At 60.2% G+C, this 17,759-nt stretch carries 18 protein-coding genes; 9 read left to right on the top strand and 9 right to left on the bottom strand.

What is annotated here, in order from left to right; all coding sequences use genetic code 11:
• Window positions 1-123: 123 nt before the first annotated feature.
• Window positions 124-1,329 (top strand): winged helix-turn-helix domain-containing protein, encoded by a 1,206-nt coding sequence (locus QD409_RS22250; RefSeq protein ID WP_092847071.1) that lies wholly within the window; start codon window positions 124-126, stop codon window positions 1,327-1,329.
• 109 nt (window positions 1,330-1,438) lie between these two features.
• On the opposite strand, the gene ribB is transcribed toward QD409_RS22250, so the two are convergent.
• Both ribB and aroC read right to left on the bottom strand, forming a co-directional pair.
• Window positions 1,439-2,542 carry a 3,4-dihydroxy-2-butanone-4-phosphate synthase gene (ribB, locus tag QD409_RS22245; RefSeq protein WP_092847073.1) on the bottom strand — a complete coding sequence of 368 codons (1,104 nt, stop codon included), beginning with the start codon at window positions 2,540-2,542 and terminating at the stop codon, window positions 1,439-1,441.
• Window positions 2,543-2,552: 10 nt separating this feature from the next.
• Window positions 2,553-3,650, bottom strand: coding sequence for a chorismate synthase (gene aroC, locus QD409_RS22240; protein ID WP_092847158.1), 1,098 nt, complete (start codon window positions 3,648-3,650; stop codon window positions 2,553-2,555).
• 310 nt (window positions 3,651-3,960) lie between these two features.
• Here aroC and QD409_RS22235 point away from each other — a divergent pair, with 310 nt between their 5' ends.
• Window positions 3,961-4,221 carry a DUF1344 domain-containing protein gene (locus tag QD409_RS22235; RefSeq protein ID WP_004110020.1) on the top strand — a complete coding sequence of 87 codons (261 nt, stop codon included), beginning with the start codon at window positions 3,961-3,963 and terminating at the stop codon, window positions 4,219-4,221.
• Window positions 4,222-4,324: 103 nt separating this feature from the next.
• On the opposite strand, the gene QD409_RS22230 is transcribed toward QD409_RS22235, so the two are convergent.
• The 4 genes from QD409_RS22230 to QD409_RS22215 form a co-directional block, all read right to left on the bottom strand.
• Window positions 4,325-4,921 (bottom strand): histidine phosphatase family protein, encoded by a 597-nt coding sequence (locus QD409_RS22230; RefSeq protein ID WP_092847075.1) that lies wholly within the window; start codon window positions 4,919-4,921, stop codon window positions 4,325-4,327.
• An 18-nt stretch (window positions 4,922-4,939) separates the two neighbouring features.
• Complete coding sequence (fabI, locus tag QD409_RS22225) at window positions 4,940-5,758, bottom strand: enoyl-ACP reductase FabI (RefSeq protein ID WP_092847077.1); 819 nt, start codon at window positions 5,756-5,758, stop codon at window positions 4,940-4,942.
• 122 nt (window positions 5,759-5,880) lie between these two features.
• On the bottom strand, window positions 5,881-7,059 hold the full coding sequence (locus QD409_RS22220) for a DnaJ domain-containing protein (protein ID WP_092847079.1): 1,179 nt from the start codon (window positions 7,057-7,059) through the stop codon (window positions 5,881-5,883).
• A 304-nt stretch (window positions 7,060-7,363) separates the two neighbouring features.
• Window positions 7,364-7,822, bottom strand: a complete 459-nt coding sequence (locus QD409_RS22215; protein ID WP_092847081.1) for an RT0821/Lpp0805 family surface protein — start codon at window positions 7,820-7,822, stop codon at window positions 7,364-7,366.
• Window positions 7,823-7,886: 64 nt separating this feature from the next.
• On the opposite strand from QD409_RS22215, the gene pdxH reads away from it, so the two are divergent.
• Window positions 7,887-8,507, top strand: coding sequence for a pyridoxamine 5'-phosphate oxidase (gene pdxH / locus QD409_RS22210; RefSeq protein ID WP_092847083.1), 621 nt, complete (start codon window positions 7,887-7,889; stop codon window positions 8,505-8,507).
• Window positions 8,508-8,531: 24 nt separating this feature from the next.
• Here the strand turns inward: pdxH and QD409_RS22205 are convergent, their stop codons facing one another.
• Complete coding sequence (locus tag QD409_RS22205) at window positions 8,532-9,590, bottom strand: polysaccharide deacetylase family protein (RefSeq protein WP_092847085.1); 1,059 nt, start codon at window positions 9,588-9,590, stop codon at window positions 8,532-8,534.
• A 227-nt stretch (window positions 9,591-9,817) separates the two neighbouring features.
• On the opposite strand from QD409_RS22205, the gene QD409_RS22200 reads away from it, so the two are divergent.
• Both QD409_RS22200 and QD409_RS22195 read left to right on the top strand, forming a co-directional pair.
• The gene (locus QD409_RS22200) at window positions 9,818-11,140 is read left to right on the top strand and encodes a D-alanyl-D-alanine carboxypeptidase (protein WP_092847087.1); all 1,323 of its coding nucleotides are present in this window, start codon (window positions 9,818-9,820) and stop codon (window positions 11,138-11,140) included.
• A gap of 108 nt (window positions 11,141-11,248) precedes the next feature.
• Window positions 11,249-11,557: a pyrophosphatase gene (locus QD409_RS22195; RefSeq protein WP_092847160.1), complete on the top strand. Its 309-nt coding sequence runs from the start codon at window positions 11,249-11,251 to the stop codon at window positions 11,555-11,557.
• Between the two features lie 12 nt (window positions 11,558-11,569).
• Here QD409_RS22195 and tldD read toward each other — a convergent pair whose 3' ends face one another.
• A complete protein-coding gene (tldD, locus tag QD409_RS22190; RefSeq protein ID WP_092847089.1) occupies window positions 11,570-12,985 on the bottom strand; it encodes a metalloprotease TldD in 1,416 nt (471 codons plus the stop codon).
• 63 nt (window positions 12,986-13,048) lie between these two features.
• Entirely contained in the window at window positions 13,049-13,663 is a 615-nt protein-coding gene (locus QD409_RS22185; protein WP_092847091.1) for an invasion associated locus B family protein, read from the bottom strand.
• A 334-nt stretch (window positions 13,664-13,997) separates the two neighbouring features.
• Between QD409_RS22185 and coxB the strand changes: the two genes are divergently transcribed.
• From coxB to QD409_RS22165, 4 genes are read left to right on the top strand one after another with little or no spacing between them, the layout of a single operon-like run.
• Window positions 13,998-14,888 carry a cytochrome c oxidase subunit II gene (coxB, locus tag QD409_RS22180; protein WP_092847093.1) on the top strand — a complete coding sequence of 297 codons (891 nt, stop codon included), beginning with the start codon at window positions 13,998-14,000 and terminating at the stop codon, window positions 14,886-14,888.
• Between the two features lie 17 nt (window positions 14,889-14,905).
• Window positions 14,906-16,600, top strand: coding sequence for a cytochrome c oxidase subunit I (gene ctaD, locus QD409_RS22175; RefSeq protein ID WP_092847095.1), 1,695 nt, complete (start codon window positions 14,906-14,908; stop codon window positions 16,598-16,600).
• Window positions 16,601-16,658: 58 nt separating this feature from the next.
• Window positions 16,659-17,618: a heme o synthase gene (locus QD409_RS22170; protein WP_092847097.1), complete on the top strand. Its 960-nt coding sequence runs from the start codon at window positions 16,659-16,661 to the stop codon at window positions 17,616-17,618.
• A complete protein-coding gene (locus QD409_RS22165; RefSeq protein WP_037149692.1) occupies window positions 17,615-17,755 on the top strand; it encodes a hypothetical protein in 141 nt (46 codons plus the stop codon). The genes QD409_RS22170 and QD409_RS22165 overlap by 4 nt, the downstream gene beginning before the upstream one ends.
• Window positions 17,756-17,759 lie beyond the last annotated feature (4 nt).

The following is a 17,759-nucleotide window of genomic DNA, read 5'->3' as shown; positions in this document are numbered from 1 at the left end:
CCGGACGGAAAACCGCTGCACACTTTTCCTGGAATTGCTCTATCGCGGAGCTATAGCGCATCGCATCGATTTATCAAATCAATGCCTCTTTGAACGCATGGGAATTTATGCCTATGATCCGCCATGACGAATCTGCTTTCGAATCGTGACGCCCGCCGCGTGTTCCTTGCCAAGCAGGGGCTCGCCAATCCGCCGAACCGCGCCTTGACCAAGGCGGGGTTGCTGCAGCTCATTAATGACATCGGTTTCGTGCAGGTGGACAGCATCGCCACCGTGGAGCGCGCCCATCATCAGATCCTGTTTTCGCGCAACCAGACCTATCGACGAGAGCATCTGACGGAGCTCTTGGAAAAGGATGGCGCACTCTTCGAGAACTGGACTCATGATGCCTCCATCCTCCCGAGCGCCTTTTTCGTCTACTGGAAGCATCGCTTTCGCCGCGAAGAAGTGACGATCGTCGAACGGTGGCGCAAATGGCGCGGGGAGGGCTTCGAGGCCGCCTTCGAGGAAACCTACGAGCGTGTGCTGAAGAACGGCGCCATCACCGCCCGTGAAGTCAAGGCGGAGGATCACGTCTCCGGTGGCTGGTGGAATTGGCACCCGAATAAGACGGCGCTCGAATATTTCTGGCGTACCGGCAAATTCGCCATCGCCGGCCGCACCAATTTCCAGAAGGTCTACGATCTCGTCGAACGCGTGCTGCCGAGCCGTTTCCATGAGCCGGAAGTGGAGCATGACGAGTTCGTCGACTGGGCCTGCCGCAGCGCGCTGCAGCGCCTGGGCTTTGCCACCTCGGGTGAAATCGCTGCCTTCTGGGATCTTGTCAAACCCCATGAGGCCAAGGCCTGGGTCGAGACGCATCGTGACGAATTGACGGATGTGCTGATCGAGCCTGCCGGCGGCGGCAAGCCGCGCCCATCCCTTGCCTTCACGCAATTCCATGCAACGCTCGATGATCATCCGGAAGCGCCGGCGCGCATCCGCATCCTCAGCCCCTTCGACCCGATGTTGCGAGACAGAGACCGCACCGAACGTCTCTTCGGTTTCTTCTACCGCATCGAGATCTTCGTGCCGGAACCGAAGCGCGAATACGGCTATTATGTCTTCCCGCTGCTGGAGGGAGACCGGCTGATCGGACGGATCGACATGAAGGCCGATCGCAAGTTGGGCACTCTGGACGTCAAGCGCCTGTGGCTGGAGCCGGGTATTAAGGCCTCGGCCGGCCGGCTGGAGAAGCTGGAGGCCGAGCTGGACCGCGTCGCTCGCTTCGCCGGCGTCGAAAAGGTCGTCTTTCTCGAGGGGTGGCGGGGCTCACCACCTCCGCCTTGAGAGGGGAGATCGCCCGGAACACACGGGGTGGGGTGACCCTGAGTGCGGAGAGACATCGCCTCACCCCGGAGCTCTGCTCCGACCCTCCCGGTCAAGAGCAGGGCGAATTTCAGCAGATTTCCGTCTTGGCGATCTTGATGCCAAAACCTTCGAGGCCGACATAGTGCCGCTCGCGGCTGGTAAGCAGCTTGATCGAGGTGACGCCGAGATCCTTCAGGATCTGTGCACCCAGGCCGATTTCCAGCCATTCGTTCTCGCGCGTCTGGGCTTCGGCATGGGCTTCGCGGCCGGTCTGGCGCGATTTGCGGCCGTTGTCGAAATGGCCGACGCCGACGGAGCCTTCGCGCAGATAGACGATGATGCCGCGGCCCTCTTCGGCAATCTTCTGCATGTAGAAATCGACCGGGCTGCTCTTGCCGAAAATATCATCGGCGACGTTTTCCGGATGCAGGCGCACCGGTATGTCGATGCCGTCGCGGATATCGCCGAAGACGACGGCGAGATGCTGCATCGGGTCCCAGGGCAGCGAATAGGTATGTGCGCGCGCCTTGCCGAACGGCGTCTCGATATCGAAGCTGTTGCCGAGTTCGATCAGCGTTTCCTTGCGCTGGCGATAGGCGATGAGATCGGCGACGGAGACAAGCTTCAGGCCGTTCTGTTCGGCGAATTCCACCACCTGCTGGCCGCGTGTCACCGTGCCGTCGTCATTGACGAGCTCGCTGATGACGCCGATCGGCGGCAGGCCGGCAAGCTTGCAGAGGTCGACGGCAGCTTCCGTATGGCCGGAGCGCATGAGCACGCCGCCCTCGCGGGCAACGAGCGGGAAGATATGGCCGGGACGGACGAAATCGGTGGGCCCGACATTCGGATTGGCGAGGTTGCGCACCGTCAGCGTCCGGTCGTCGGCGGAAATGCCCGTGGTGGTGCCATGCTTGAAGTCGACGGAGACGGTGAAGGCTGTCGTGTGGGCGGAATCGTTCTCCGCTACCATGGCGTTGAGGTTCAGGCGCTTGGCTTCCTCTCGCGGCATCGGCGTGCAGACGATGCCCGAGGTGTGCCGAACGATGAAGGCCATCTTATCCGGCGTGCAGTGAACCGCCGCGACGATCAGGTCGCCTTCGTTTTCACGATCGTTATCATCCATGACCACGACGATTTCGCCGGCCTCGAAGGCCCGGATGGCATCGACAACACGCTTCTGGTCGTAAGGCATCTAGAAATTCCTATCTCTGCTGGCCCGTCTGGCCGCGATCCCTCAGATAATGGTCGGCAACGGCGCAAGCAACCATCGCTTCGCCGATCGGCACGGCACGAATGCCGACGCACGGATCGTGACGGCCCTTGGTGCGCACATCGACATTGTGGCCATCGGCATCGATCGACTGGCGTTCGGTCAGGATCGAAGAGGTCGGCTTGATGGCGAAGCGGGCGATCACCGGCTCGCCGGTGGAAATGCCGCCGAGGATGCCGCCGGCATGATTGGACAGGAAGATGCGCTTGCCGTCATTGCCCATGCGCATCTCGTCGGCATTCTCCTCGCCTGTCAGCTCGGCAGAGGCAAAGCCTTCACCGATTTCGACGCCCTTGACGGCGTTGATCGACATCAGCAGCGAGGCGATATCCTGATCGAGCTTGCCGTAGATCGGTGCGCCGAGACCGGCCGGCACGCCTTCGGCCACGACTTCTACCACAGCGCCGATCGAGGAGCCGGCCTTGCGGATACCATCGAGATACTCTTCCCACACCGGCACGATTTCCGGATCGGGGGCGAAGAAGGGGTTCTGATCGACCTTAGTCCAATCCCAGTTGGCGCGGTTGATCTTGTGCTTGCCGATCTGTACCAGCGCGCCGCGGATCGTCACGCCGGGCACGACGAGGCGGGCAATGCCGCCGGCAGCAACGCGTGCGGCTGTTTCGCGCGCCGACGAGCGCCCGCCGCCGCGATAGTCGCGAATGCCGTATTTGACGTCATAGGTGTAGTCGGCATGGCCTGGGCGGTAACGCCGCGCGATCTCGCCGTAATCCTTCGAGCGCTGGTCGGTATTCTCGATCAGCATCGAGATCGGCGTGCCCGTCGAGATCATGGTCTCGCCGTCCTCGTCCATCATCACCCCGGACAGCACCTTGACGAGATCGTCCTCGCGCCGCTGCGTGACGAAGCGTGATTGTCCCGGCTTGCGCTTGTCGAGCCAGACCTGAAGATCCTCGAGCTTGAAGCGGAGACCTGGAGGGCAGCCGTCGACGACACAGCCGAGTGCCGGGCCGTGGCTTTCGCCCCAGGTGGTGACGCGGAAGAGGTGACCGAAAGTATTGTGCGACATGAAAAACGACCGGATTGGTGCGGCCTGACGAACAGACCGCGTCTTGTCTCTTGCGATTGTGGCCCACTCATAGGCCAAAAAGCCGGTAAGACAAAATCTTTCTTTCCGTTGCCGCAGGACCGGCGCTTGGCTCCCATCTTGCACCGACCATCGGCATGGTAAACAAAGATTAATCCGAATTGTGGATTGTGACGAGACATTCATCAATTGGGCGGGCGAAGTCACTATTGGGGGCAACTTCCGCCATATTCGACGTGTTTTCTACGCCGCATAAGAAATCACGAGCAAATTGACCTGAAGGGTAACGACCATGCGCTTTTTCGTAGCGACGCTTTTAGCAACGGCAAGCCTGCTTGCTCCCGTCGCTGGCTTTGCCGAGAGCGCGGATGTCGAGGCAACGATCAAGAAGGTCGATACGAAGAATTTCAGCATCACGCTGGATGATGGCAAGAACTATCAGGTTCCCGAGGATTTTGATTTCAACGGCCTGCAGGCCGGCGTCAAGGTCGTGGTCTTCTACACGGAAGTCGACGGCAAGCGCGTCGTCAACGATCTCGATATCGTCCAGTAAATGCTGACGCCACTAGGCTGCCGGCGGCTCATGGGCACCGTGGCAATGTGTGATTTCATATAATTCCGGTCGAAGAAAGCCGCCGACTCTTCCCGGAAATATCTTAGATCCAGCCGATAATCTTCATTTGCGGATCGACCTTCAGGATCTGGTCCTGATGGATCGGGATTTCGGCCGCCTCTTCCTTCGCAACATCGCCGATCAGACGGAATAGCGTGCGGATGACGCCGCCATGCGTGACGCAGACGGTTGGCCGGTCGACTGAGGCCAACCAGGAGCCCACGCGCCAGGAGAGGATTTCGTAGCTTTCGGCGTCATCGCCGGGTGGGATGAAATCCCATTTATTCGCCTTGCGCTCTGCAAGCCGGTCAGGCTGCGTTGCCTTCAGTTCCTTGAGGGTAAAGCCTTCCCAGGCGCCGAACGACAGCTCGATCAGCCTGTCGTCGGTGAGATAGTCCTTGGGCGGCAGGCCGATGGCCTGCCGGGCGATTTCCATGGTCTCGCGCGTGCGCCGCATCGGGCTGGCGATGAAATCGAAAGGTCGGTTTTCGAATGCGAGGATTTCGGCGAGGTCGATGCCGTTCTGCCGCGCCTGTTCGCGGCCGATGGCATTGAGATCGATGTCCTTCTGCCCCTGCAGGCGGCGCTCGGCATTCCAGTCGGTCTGACCGTGACGTATCACATAGAGGATGGGCGCCACGGTCAGTCTTCCTGTTGATCAGTCCTTCGCCACGGAAATGTCGGGCGCGTCCACAGCCTTCATGCCGACTGTGTGATAGCCGGAATCGACGTGATGGATTTCGCCTGTGACAGCCGTCGACAGGTCGGACAGAAGGTAGAGGGCGGAGTTGCCGACCTCGTCGATCGTAACGGTCCGCTTCAGCGGCGCGTTGTACTCGTTCCACTTCAGTATATAGCGGAAGTCGCCGATGCCGGAAGCTGCGAGCGTCTTGATCGGGCCTGCCGAAATCGCATTGACGCGAATGCCGCGGCTACCGAGATCGACTGCGAGGTAGCGCACGCTTGCTTCCAGAGCAGCCTTGGCGACACCCATGACGTTATAATGCGGCATGACCTTCTCCGCACCGTAATAGGTGAGGGTGATCATCGAGCCGCCGTCATTCATGATTCGCTCGGCGCGCTGTGCGACGGCCGTGAACGAATAGACGGAGATGTCCATCGTCTTGGTGAAGTTGTCGCGGCTGGTATCGAGGTAACGGCCGGTCAACTCATCCTTGTCGGAGAAGGCGATCGCGTGCACGATGAAATCGATCTTGCCCCACTTTGCTTCCAGCGCGTCGATAACGGCGTCGATCGTTGACGGCTCGGTCACGTCGCAATGGCCTGCCATGAAGGCGCCGAGTTCCTGAGCGAGCGGCTCGACGCGCTTCTTCAGAGCGTCGCCCTGCCATGTCAATGCGATCTCGGCTCCGGCATCCGAACAGGCCTTGGCAATACCCCACGCTATCGAACGGTTGTTTGCTACGCCGAGGATGACGCCGCGCTTGCCTGCCATGAGGCCAGTGGATTGAGCCATATTCTGCTCCCTTGAACTTTCGAATGACCCTGCCTATGGCATAGGCCGTTCCCCTGTTCAAGCATCGTAAAGATCATCAACTGTTAGGGATCGTAACAAAGGGTGCTGTTGTCACCAAAATTTCACAGGAAAAGCCCTTCGCGCATGCTGCGCATCAGGTCTGTAATCTTGTCGTCTGGTTTTTCCCAAAGCATCAGCCGCAATTCGACGACAAGATCGCCCTTGCCGCCACTGCCGTCAGGCAATCCCTCGCCGGGAATACGAACGATCTGATCCGAGCCGGACCATGCCGGTACCGTAAGTCTGACCTGACCGTTCAGCCCTTCGACCGTGGTTTCGCAGCCGAGCACGGCATTTTCTATCGTCACGGGCAGTGTGGTGCGAACGTTATGGCCATCGAGCGTGAAGCGGCTGTCGGTGGACAAATGGATGGTGACGGCGACATCGCCGCGCAGCATTCCCGGCAGCTTCAATCCCTGGCCCTTCAGGTGAAGCACCTGGCCGTTGCTGATATCCGTCGTTGCCTGGAAGCGCGCCTCGCGACCGTCGGACAGAGGCACGGTCATCCAGCGCGCCTTCAGCATGTCGTCGAGCGCCACGGTCGCTTCGGCAGCGACTTCCGGCGTCTTTTCCGGTGGCTTCTCCTGAACATTGCTGCCGGTAATACGGCGCACGAACGAGCTTAGAATGCCGAATGCCGAGCGCGAGCTTACCGAGCCGGTTCCCGTTGCCAGCAGTTCCTCTTCGACCTGTGCCTCTTCGGTGGTGGTCGTGTCGGCTTCCTGCGGCTTGCCGGCTTGCTGCTTACCGGCTTGCTGTGCAACCGCCTCGGCCGTGGCCTGCTCCTGCTGCGTGCGGGCGGCTTTTGCGCCGAAGATGCGCTCGACCACGTCCTCGGGCGACTCGTTCGTGGCCGTCTGCTGACTGGACGCGGCAGCGGCTGCGGCCGCCTTGCGGGCGTTTGCCCGGGCCAGTTCCTCCATGACTTTTTCAGCATTGGCACGTGCAGCCCTGGCGCGCTCGGCCATTTCGCGCGCCGCCTGGCGCTGCTGTATGATCGTCTGCTCGGTGCTCTGGCCTTTTGCTTCGGCCATGCGGGCGATCTGGTCGTAGCGGCTGCGCTTTTGCGGGTCCTTCAGCGTCTCGTATGCCCGGCCGATCTCGGCGAAACGCTCGGTGGCGGTTGGATCGCCCATATTGTGATCGGGGTGGGCCGTTTTTGCGAGGTTGCGCCATGCGGACTTTATCTCGTCCGCCCCGGCATCCTTCTTTACGCCCAGCACCTTGTAAGGATCACGCATCTTTCCCGCCACTGTTTCATGGGTGTGCCCGGCACCGTAGGAGCATCCCAGCAAAATAAATTCATGGTCCGCGCTTCGCTGTCCTGCGCCCTTTAAGAGGCAAGGTCGTTGCGCGTATGAAATGATCCTGCGGGAAAAGTTGCTAATCAGGCGTTACGCCTGGTGGGAGCGGACAATGGCCATTTTGCGAGATGGTTAGCCGATTGCTAACGACGGGCGCGTGAAACTGGAGTAGCATGCCATATGTATTGTGGCGGCCGTCGAGCCGGACTGCCCTGGCTTTGGGAAGCTAGAAAAGTGCTAATCAGCCGGCCTGCTGAAAGCTCAGCAATTGCCATTCGCCTTGGCCGACGAGGCAGGTTCTGCCGGAGAAGTTGGCGATGCCGTCATAGGAATGGCGGGTTGTACGGAATTGGCGGCAGACCACGCCCGAGGCATTGTTTTCGACGATCATGTCGATGACGCCGGCGCTGCCCGTGGAAGCATTGGCCCAGGGAATCGACTGGCCGTTGAGCTTGTGAAGATCCGCCGAAGTTACGGCGTTGCGCACTGTGGCTTCGTCGGAGATACTATCGGTGGTTACAGGGGCGGTCGGCACTGTGCCGGTCGAGACGCTGCGGTCCACTTTCGCTGAGCTGAGATAGTCCATCCCTCCGCCAACGCAGCCGCCAAGGGTGAAAAGGGAGACAAGGGCGATAGCCATCGTCGCGTCTTTTGCAAGCTTGCGCTTTGTATGAACGGTCGACTTTGCTATGACTTCCACCCGAATATTTCGGCCAGCCTGAGAGGCCGACTGTTTCTAGGAATTGCGGAGTATTTAAACTAATATGTCGGAAAACGAGTTAACAAGCGGTGACTTCACCGAGCAGAACGAACCCTTCACTCTTTTTGCAGCCTGGCTGCGCGAGGCGGAGACCACTGAACCCAATGATCCGAATGCGGTTGCTCTGGCAACGGTTGATAAGGATGGGTTGCCAAATGTTCGCATGGTCCTTCTGAAGGGTTTCGATAGCGACGGATTCGTATTCTATACGAATTTCGAAAGCCAGAAAGGCCAAGAAATTCTTTCCCAAAAGAAAGCAGCCATGTGTTTCCACTGGAAATCGCTACGTCGCCAGGTGCGCCTGCGCGGTCTGGTTGAGGTGGTGACTGACAAGGAGGCGGACGAGTACTACAAGACGAGAGCTCGCGGCAGCCGAATCGGTGCTTGGGCTTCGAAGCAGTCTCGTCCTCTTGAGGGTCGGTTCGCCTTGGAAAAGGCTGTTGCCGAATATACCGCCCGCTATGCCATCGGTGACATTCCGCGCCCGCCTTACTGGTCCGGCTTCCGTATCCGCCCGCTGTCGATCGAATTCTGGCACGACCGCCAGTTCCGTTTGCACGACCGTATCGAATTTCGACGTGATGTGCCGGAAGGCGCCTGGCAAAAGGTGCGGATGTATCCGTAAGATCGGCACCGTCGCCCGGCGGAGCTACATCGCCTCCCGGCGTCCCATCAGCCGCATGGGAATGCCGGAGGCGAGCGCCGAGGCATAGCGTGCCTTCTGATAGTGACCGTTCAGCGACAGCCTCGGCAGCAGGGTGAGGCCGCCGCCGCTTGCCGCCGTGATCATGCCGGGTCGTGTCGTGACCCCGACCGAGAAGCCGAGTTCGGCAGCAAGCCTGCCCTCTCGCGACGAGACCGCATCGATCGTCCCATAGGGATAGGCAATCACGGTCGGTCGTTTCGCCGTGATGTCGGCCACATAGTCGGCTGAAAGCGCCATTTCCGCCGCGGACTCCGCCTCGGGCAGCCGCGCCAGCGCCCGATGGCTCACTGTATGCGCGCCAAGCGAAGCGAGGGGATGGCGGGCGAGGTCCCGCAACTCCGCCCGATCCATGATCGATGCACGGACGATATCCAGCGGCTCCAGACCGTTCCGTCTGGCGAGATCGTCGATCCGCGCAACGGCCTCGCTCTCGTCATTGCCATGAACGAAAGCCGCAAAACGGGAAAAGGCAGCCTGCTTCTGACTGTACTTTCCGAGCGGCAGGAATTCCTCGCCGGACCCGAAATCGAATGTCAGCCGATCCAGCCGCTCAAGAAGTTCGGCCAGCGTTTCCCACCACAGGCTATGGGTCCGTTCCGAAAGACCCTGGGCAACGAAGATTGTGAAGGGTGCATTGTAGCGGGCAAAGATCGGCAGGGCGTGATCGAGATTGTCGCGGTTGCCGTCATCGAGCGTGAAGGCGACGAATGGCGGCTTGCCATCGGCATTCGCGACCCGCGCCGGCAATGCGTCAACAGGGATGAACTCGTAGCCGTCCTTCTTCAGGCGGCCGATCGCCCGGTCGAGAAAATCGGGGGAGACCTCGAGATGCGCGTTGGGTGCGAAGCGTCGGGACAGGGTAGGGCGGACATGATGCAGGGTGAATATGGAGCCGATGACGGCGACGTCTCGCATCAGGCCGGCACCCTTAAGAATTGCGGCCGCCTCAAGTCCGCTGGAGATCAGCCTGCGCTTCAGGCGGACCTTGATGCCCTGTTCCATGCGGATCGATCCGGTTGACGAATGTCAGGCTTGTAGCCCATCCCCGTTAAACCTTACTGAATCTTTGCCATAATTTCCAATGCGTTAATAGTTATTTTACCAGGAAAGGCAAAATTGGAGAACTATGGAGGCTGTTGCCTCAATATCGCACTGATATCAGGGTTTCTGTCGCAAAATCATACAGGGATTGATGCGGTGTGTTGGCATTCTTTCGGTTGGGGACGAATATGAAAAGACTTTTGATGGCCCTGTCTGCGGCCGTCCTGCTGGTGAGCGCCCCTGTGGCGAGCTTCGCCGGCGGCGCCTATTTCATCATGGATGCGAAGACCGGCAATGTGCTGGCTTCCAACAATGCGGATAGCCTCAACCATCCGGCATCGTTGACCAAGATGATGACCTTGTATTTGGCCTTCGAGGCTATCCATCGCGGCAAGCTCAGCTGGAACACCCGCATACCGGTATCGCGCGCTGCCGCGACCAAGCCCCCGACCAAGCTCGGTCTGAAGGCGGGCGGCACGGTGACCGTTCGCGAAGCCGTCGACGGCATGATTGTCAAATCCGCCAACGATGCCGCCGCTGCCATGGCGGAAGCGCTCGGCGGCAGCGAAAGCGGCTTTGCCCGGCTGATGACGCAGAAGGCGCGCGAGATCGGCATGCGCCGCACTGTCTTCGTGAACGCGTCCGGCCTTCCGAGCATGCAGCAGGTGACGACCGCACGCGATATGTCGACGCTTGCCGTTGCGCTCATCAACAACTATCCCCAGGAATACCGGCTCTTCTCGCAGCCGAGCTTCACTTATCGCGGCCAACGCGTTCGCGGCCACAACAACCTCATGTATCGCTATGAAGGCATGGACGGCATCAAGACCGGCTACACCAATGCCTCCGGCTTCAACCTCGTCAGCGCCGTGCGTCAGGGCAACCGCCGCGTGATCGGCGTCGTCATGGGTGGCGCCACCGCACGCGGTCGCGATGCGCTGATGGCCTCTCTGCTGGATCGCTATGTGCCGAAGGCAAGCCCGGCTGCGACACCGCGGCTGCTCGCCAGCGTTGGCGGCGGCAAGGTGGCAAAGCAGGTCGAAGTGGCGTCTGCATCCGACGATGTTTCCGTCGATGTCGATGCGCAGACCACGGCTACAACGACACCCGCCGCTACGATACCAGCCACCACCACGATAGCGCGCAAGCGCGTCGAGGCCGCTCCGCTGGCCTTTGCCGCAGCCTCGAACGTCACCGTTCCGATGGACCGTCCCGCTGCGATGGACCAGATCCTCGTTGCCAACAAGCCGGCCGCGGCCGGCGGTTGGCAGGTGCAGATCGCCGCAACGCCGACCGCACAGGCCGCTAAGGATCTATTGTCCGAGGCGAAGTCCAGGGCCGGCAATGCGCTCGCCAATGCCTCGCCCTACACGGAAGCCGTCGGCAAGGGTGCCAACACGGTCTATCGTGCCCGCTTCGTCGGTTTTGCAAGCCGCGACGATGCGAATTCAGCCTGCTCGGCTTTGAAGCGCAAGGATTTCGATTGCATGCTGCTCCCGAACAAGGGCTGAGCATAGAGCATATTGGATAAATGAGAGCCGGCGGGGCAAAACTCCGCCGGCTCGACTTTTTTGTCGGAATCGTTCATCAATGCCAGGAACATAAAGGGAACGACGCCGATGTTGAAAGATCTGATGCAGCAATTTGAAGTGGCTTCGGCAAGTTATGCCGCCGACAACGGCCTGGAACGCGACGACGACTGGTTCGTCCTGAAACTCCAGGAGGAGATGGGCGAACTGATCCAGATCTGGAACAGGGTGACCGGTCGTGGGCGCCGCAAGGGCATGAGCGAAGCGGAACTGGCGACGGCCCTGGCGGACGAGACCGCCGATGTGCTCGGCCATATCCTGCTCTTTGCGCACCGCAACGGCCTTGATCTGGCCGCTGCCGTCGAGCGCAAATGGTATTTCCGGCCTCGTAAGGACTGATGGCGGGGCGCCTTAAGCCTTGGTGCCGCCCACTGTGACCTGATCCATCCGCAGATGCGGCTGGCCCACGCCGACGGGCACCCATTGGCCGGCCTTGCCGCAATTGCCGATGCCGGTATCGAGCTTCATGTCGTTGCCGATCATCGAAACCCGCTTCATGGCCTCAGGCCCGTTGCCGATCAGCATGGCGCCCTTGATCGGAGCGCCGATCTTGCCGTTCTCGATAAGATAGGCCTCGGTGCAGCCGAAGACGAACTTGCCGGACGTTATGTCAACCTGGCCGCCGCCGAAGGAGACGGCATAGATGCCCTTCTTCACCGAGGCGATGATTTCCTCCGGTGTCTTGTCGCCGCCGAGCATATAGGTGTTGGTCATGCGCGGCATCGGCGTGTGAGCATATCCCTGGCGGCGGCCGTTGCCGGTCGCCTTCATGCCCATCAGCCGTGCGTTCTGCCGATCCTGCATATAGCCGACCAGCTTGCCGTTTTCTATCAGCACGTTATAGGCCGAAGGCGTGCCTTCATCGTCCACCGTGATGGAGCCACGGCGGTTCTCGATCGTCCCGTCATCGACGACGGTCACGCCGGGCGCGGCAACCATCTGGCCAAGCAAGCCCGCGAAGGCCGAGGTCTTCTTGCGGTTGAAATCGCCTTCCAGCCCGTGCCCGACGGCCTCGTGCAGCATGACGCCCGGCCAGCCGGAGCCAAGTACGACGTCCGTCGTGCCGGCCGGCGCATCGATCGCTTCGAGGTTGACAAGTGCCTGCCGCAGGGCCTCATCTGCGCCGCGATGCCAATTGTCCTGCGTGACGAAATCGCCGAAACCGATGCGGCCGCCCGTGCCGAAGGAACCTGCTTCCTGGCGGTCGCCGTCGCCCACGACGACTGAGATGTTGATTCGCGTCATCGGACGGATATCGCGGACGCGATGGCCATCGGCGCGAAGGATATCGACCACCTGCCAGCTTGCGGCGATGGACGCCGTCACCTGCCGCACCTTGTCGTCCTTGTTGCGCAGATAGCTGTCGATCTGCTGGAGTAGCTTTGCCTTTTCCTCGAAGGTCGGGGCACCGATCGGGTTTCCGTCGCCGTAGAGCACCTTGTTGGTGCGCTGGGGCGCAGCCGCATAGGAGCCGGCATAGCCCGAGGTAACGGCGCGCACGGCGTCGGCGGCGCGTTTCAGTGCTGCTTCTGAAAGATCGCCCGCATGGGCGTAGCCCACTGCTTCACCCGCCACGGCGCGAAGACCAAAGCCCTGCTCGGTATTAAAGCTTCCGCCCTTCATCCGGCCGTTGTCGAAGGTCAGCGATTCGGCCTGGACATGCTCGACGAAGAGCTCGCCGTCGTCGGCACCCGAAAGCGCTTCAGCCACGATGGCCCGAAGCTTCGCTTCGTCGGCGTCGAAAAGGGTAAGGAGATCGGTGTTCATGGGTCAATTGCTCCGTTCAGAGCGGATGTAGGCTTCGCACTGCGCAAGAGCAAGCCCATCCGGTCAGGGAAGGGAGTCGTAACCCTCGGCGAAGCCCTTCAGATCAACAGGAATGCCGATGCCTTCTTCCGGCGACTGGAAGACGATGAAGGTCGCCGTGGCGCCGCTGCGCAGCGTCTTCAACAGCTCATCTTCAAGCACGACTTCAGCATAGCAGCCATCGGAGAAGCAACGGACGAAATAGGCGCGGCCGATATCCTTGCCGTCGATGTTGAGGCCGAGGCCGTTCGGCAGGAGCACGCCGAGCGGCGCAAGCACGCGCAGGATCTTGGACTTGCGGTCGGCGGTCTTCAGGACAACGACGGAAAGGCCGATTTCCGGACGATCCTCGGCGATGACGTTCTGCATCAGCGCGCATTGCTCGGTCGAGGCGCCTGCCGGCTTGTCGCAGACGACGGACCATGCGCCGTGGCTCGAACGCACCGTGCCCGGCGGCTGCGGAACCTGGCTGGTGGGAACCTGTTGCGTATGAGGCTGCGGCTGGCCCTGTTGCTGGGGCTGTAGCTGCTGCGCCGGCGGCTGCGTCTGCTGTGCTTGTTGCGCCCATGCGGGCGCCGCAACTGCGGCAACGACGCTGCCGGTAACAAGCCAAAGCCGGGCGAGGGAACGAAAACCCATGGAAACCTCTAGATTCGAATCAGTGCCGCTATTGTTGAAGCCCAGGCCGGCAAATGAAAAGCCCCGGTGCTGGATTCCAATCGACTACGGCGGAAATACGACATCTACTCCATTTTGTCCGGGTGGCGCCATGGACCGCGATGCAATTTTTCGTATGATGATGAAATGCTTGCCATGTTCGGTCGGCGGAGGAGCAACTTCGCGCAAAAATGCCGCACTAACAAATGTCTTGAGTTGTTGCGGAGTACCCCAAACTGTGGTTTGAAGCGCAATGGATTGTAGGGATACTGCGTTTGAGGAAGATCTGGGATCAAACGCTGGAGGGAGAGACATCGTGATTAAGAGAGCTTACGCGGCTCTGTCGGCTCTGATCTGTCTGCTTTTTGCGACAGGCAGCTATGCCGATCAGCCGAGACCTTGGGAAATCGGTATGCAGCAGGCGGCAACCGGCAATATGCATCAAATCCGTTGGTTTGAGGCATACACGCTTTGGTTTATCATTCCGATCACGCTGCTTGTCCTCGTTCTCCTCGTGGTCGTCATGGTGAAGTTCCAGGCCTCCAAGAACCCGGTACCGTCCAAGACGAGCCATAACACGCTGATCGAGGTTATCTGGACGATTGGCCCCGTTCTCATCCTGCTGTTTCTGGCAATTCCTTCCTTCAATCTTCTCACCGACCAGCTGACCTTTCCGCAGCAGACCGACGTGACCGTCAAGGCGACTGCGACGCAATGGCAGTGGAACTATGAATATGAGAACAGCGGCGTTGCGCCGCTCGCTTTCGATTCTTTCATGCTGAAGGAGCAGGATCGCACCACGGCTGGCAAGGAAGATAAGTCGAAATATCCTCGGCTCCTCGCTGTCGATAACGAGATGGTCGTGCCCGTCGGCAAGAATGTCCGCGTTCTCGTCACGGCTGCGCCGGCTGACGTCATCCATTCCTTCGCCGTGCCGTCCTTCGGTGTCAGGATCGACGCCATTCCCGGTCGTTTGAATGAGACCTGGTTTAAGGCTGACCGCGAAGGCCTGTTCTATGGGCAATGTTCCGAGCTCTGCGGCAAGGATCACTCTTTCATGCCGATCGCAATTCGCGTTGTCTCAGACGATCAGTACAAGCAGTGGCTTGCTTCCGCTGCAACCGATCTGAACAAAGCGAATAAGGCTCTAATGGCCGCTGTCGACCAACCGGCAACCGTCAAGGTCGCCGAAAACACGGCCAAGTAAGAGGAGGGGTAGGAACAATGTCTGGATCAAAGGCACACGACGATCACTCGCACAGTCTTCAAGACGCCCATGCGCATGATGATCACCACGCCCACAAGCAGACCTTCGCCGAGCGTTGGCTGTTTTCGACGAATCACAAGGACATCGGCACGCTCTATCTGATCTTCGCGATCTTCGCGGGCGTCATCGGATTCCTCCTGTCCGTCGCCATCCGCATGGAGCTGCAGGAACCCGGCATTCAGATCTTCAGCGGTCTGGCGTCGATGGTCTACGGCTATTCGGGCGATGCTGCCATCGATGGCGGCAAGCAGATGTACAACGTCTTCGTCACCGCTCACGCGCTGATCATGATCTTCTTCATGGTCATGCCGGCTATGATCGGCGGCTTCGCCAACTGGATGGTGCCGATCATGATCGGTGCGCCTGACATGGCCTTCCCGCGCCTGAACAACATCTCCTTCTGGCTCCTCGTCCCGGCCTTCCTGCTGCTGCTCCTCTCGATGTTCGTCGAAGGGCCTGCGGGCGCTTACGGCGCGGGCGGCGGCTGGACGATGTATGTGCCCTTGTCGGGTACCGTCGGCCACCCGGGTCCGGCGATCGATCTGGTCATCTTCGCGCTGCACATCGCGGGTGCCTCCTCGATCCTCGGTGCGATCAACTTCATCACCACGATCCTGAACATGCGCGCTCCGGGCATGACGCTGCACAAGATGCCGCTGTTTGCCTGGTCGGTTCTGATCACCGCATTCCTGCTGCTCCTGTCGCTGCCGGTTCTTGCCGGCGCCATCACCATGGTGCTGACGGACCGCAACTTCGGCACGACCTTCTTCGCGCCGGAAGGCGGCGGCGATCCGCTGCTCTACCAGCACCTGTTCTGGTTCTTCGGCCATCCGGAAGTCTACATTCTGATCTTGCCCGGCTTCGGCATGATCAGCCACATCATCTCGACCTTCTCGCGCAAGCCGATCTTCGGCTACCTGGGCATGGCCTACGCCATGGTCGCGATCGGTGCCGTCGGCTTCGTCGTCTGGGCTCACCACATGTATGTGACGGGCCTCTCGCTCGATACGCAGCGCTACTTCGTCTTCGCGACGATGGTTATCGCCGTCCCGACGGGTGTGAAAATCTTTTCATGGATCGCGACGATGTGGGGCGGCTCCATCGAGTTCCGCACGCCGATGATCTGGGCGCTCGGCTTCATCTTCCTGTTCACGCTTGGCGGCGTCACCGGCGTTCAGCTCGCCAATGCCGGTCTCGACCGTGAATTGCATGCGACCTACTTCGTGGTGGCACACTTCCACTACGTACTGTCGCTCGGCGCCGTCTTCGCGATCTTCGCCGCCTGGTACTACTGGTTCCCGAAGATGACCGGCTACATGTACAATGAGCGGATCGGCAACTGGCACTTCTGGATCACCTTCATCGGTGTGAACATGGTGTTCTTCCCGCAGCACTTCCTGGGTCGTGCGGGTATGCCGCGCCGCTATATCGACTATCCGGATGCCTATGCCGGATGGAACTTCGTGTCCTCCATCGGCTCCTATGTCGCAGCCGTAGGTCTTTGCTTCTTCTTCTGGGGCGTTATAGATGCCTTCGCAAAGAAGCGCGTTGCAGGCAACAATCCCTGGGGCGAGGGCGCAACCACGCTCGAATGGCAGCTTTCGTCGCCGCCACCGCATCACCAGTGGGAAGAGCTGCCGCGCATCAAGTAGCCTGTTTCCGGACGCCGTGATAAGCGGCGTCCGTCTCAACTGAATAATTGGAAAAAGAATGACGGTCGTCGACAATCACGAAGCACTCGCAAAACAAGCCGAAAGCGGCCTGTCGGAAGCGAGCGCGCGCGATTATTTCGAGCTTTTGAAGCCGCGCGTGATGTCGCTGGTCGTCTTCACCGCCTTCACCGGTCTCGTGCTGGCCCCCGGCCATATCAATCCGGTTCTCGGCTTCATCGCCATCCTCTGCATTGCTGTCGGAGCCGGCGCATCCGGCGCGTTGAATATGTGGTACGATGCCGATATCGACGCGGTCATGAGCCGTACGGCACGCCGGCCGATCCCCTCGGGTCGCATCAGCCCGTCCGAAGCTCTGGCGTTCGGCCTGGTGCTGTCAGGCTTCTCGGTGACGATCCTCGGCCTTGCCATCAATTGGCTGTCCGCTGGCATCCTCGCTTTCACCATTTTCTTCTATGCCGTCGTCTACACGATGTGGCTGAAGCGCTCGACGCCGCAGAATATCGTCATCGGCGGTGCCGCCGGCGCCTTTCCGCCCGTTATCGGCTGGGCTTGCGTGACGGGCAGCGTCACGGTCGAGAGCATCGTTCTCTTCCTGATCATTTTCCTCTGGACCCCGGCACATTTCTGGGCGCTCGCCTTGTTCAAGATGGGCGACTACGAGGCCGTCGGCGTGCCGATGCTGCCGAACGTCGCCGGTATCCCGTCGACCAAGAACCAGATCGTCGTCTACGCCGTTCTGACCGCGATCATCGGCGTTGTGCCCACCTTCATGGGCTTTGCAAGCCTGGGTTACGGCATTGTAGCCGCAATTCTTGGCGTGATCTTCATACACTGTTCCATCGCCGTCTGGCGCATGGCCGATGGCGACGTAAAGATGGTGCCGGCAAAGAAGCTCTTCGGCTTTTCCATCTTTTATCTCTTTGCGATCTTTTCCGCGCTGCTGATCGACCGGCTTGCCGCTGTGTTGATGTCGAGCGGCGCAGGAGGCTGGCTATGATCGAGCTTGTCAAGCTGACGGAAGCGCAGAAGAAATCGCGGCGCGGGCGCAACATAGCGCTCGGCCTGGTATTGGCCGGCCTGGTGATCCTGTTCTACGCGATCACCATCATCAAGGTCGGTTCCGGACACGTTTGAGGAG

Origin of the sequence: Rhizobium sp. BR 315 (assembly GCF_050577975.1) — a bacterium.
In the GTDB taxonomy this organism is placed as follows: Bacteria; Pseudomonadota; Alphaproteobacteria; order Rhizobiales; family Rhizobiaceae; genus Rhizobium; species Rhizobium miluonense.
Note: the sequence above shows the minus strand (reverse complement) of the source record. Positions and strands in the feature narration are given on the sequence as shown.

Bases quoted from the DNA above. Each gene is read 5' to 3' on its own strand.
- QD409_RS22250 (WP_092847071.1), top strand. From the start codon at position 124: ATGACGAATCTGCTTTCGAATCGTGACGCCCGCCGCGTGTTCCTTGCC.
- ribB (WP_092847073.1), bottom strand. From the start codon at position 2,542: ATGCCTTACGACCAGAAGCGTGTTGTCGATGCCATCCGGGCCTTCGAG.
- aroC (WP_092847158.1), bottom strand. From the start codon at position 3,650: ATGTCGCACAATACTTTCGGTCACCTCTTCCGCGTCACCACCTGGGGC.
- QD409_RS22235 (WP_004110020.1), top strand. From the start codon at position 3,961: ATGCGCTTTTTCGTAGCGACGCTTTTAGCAACGGCAAGCCTGCTTGCT.
- fabI (WP_092847077.1), bottom strand. From the start codon at position 5,758: ATGGCTCAATCCACTGGCCTCATGGCAGGCAAGCGCGGCGTCATCCTC.
- QD409_RS22220 (WP_092847079.1), bottom strand. From the start codon at position 7,059: ATGCGTGATCCTTACAAGGTGCTGGGCGTAAAGAAGGATGCCGGGGCG.
- pdxH (WP_092847083.1), top strand. From the start codon at position 7,887: ATGTCGGAAAACGAGTTAACAAGCGGTGACTTCACCGAGCAGAACGAA.
- QD409_RS22205 (WP_092847085.1), bottom strand. From the start codon at position 9,590: ATGGAACAGGGCATCAAGGTCCGCCTGAAGCGCAGGCTGATCTCCAGC.
- QD409_RS22200 (WP_092847087.1), top strand. From the start codon at position 9,818: ATGAAAAGACTTTTGATGGCCCTGTCTGCGGCCGTCCTGCTGGTGAGC.
- QD409_RS22195 (WP_092847160.1), top strand. From the start codon at position 11,249: ATGTTGAAAGATCTGATGCAGCAATTTGAAGTGGCTTCGGCAAGTTAT.
- tldD (WP_092847089.1), bottom strand. From the start codon at position 12,985: ATGAACACCGATCTCCTTACCCTTTTCGACGCCGACGAAGCGAAGCTT.
- QD409_RS22185 (WP_092847091.1), bottom strand. From the start codon at position 13,663: ATGGGTTTTCGTTCCCTCGCCCGGCTTTGGCTTGTTACCGGCAGCGTC.
- ctaD (WP_092847095.1), top strand. From the start codon at position 14,906: ATGTCTGGATCAAAGGCACACGACGATCACTCGCACAGTCTTCAAGAC.
- QD409_RS22170 (WP_092847097.1), top strand. From the start codon at position 16,659: ATGACGGTCGTCGACAATCACGAAGCACTCGCAAAACAAGCCGAAAGC.
- QD409_RS22165 (WP_037149692.1), top strand. From the start codon at position 17,615: ATGATCGAGCTTGTCAAGCTGACGGAAGCGCAGAAGAAATCGCGGCGC.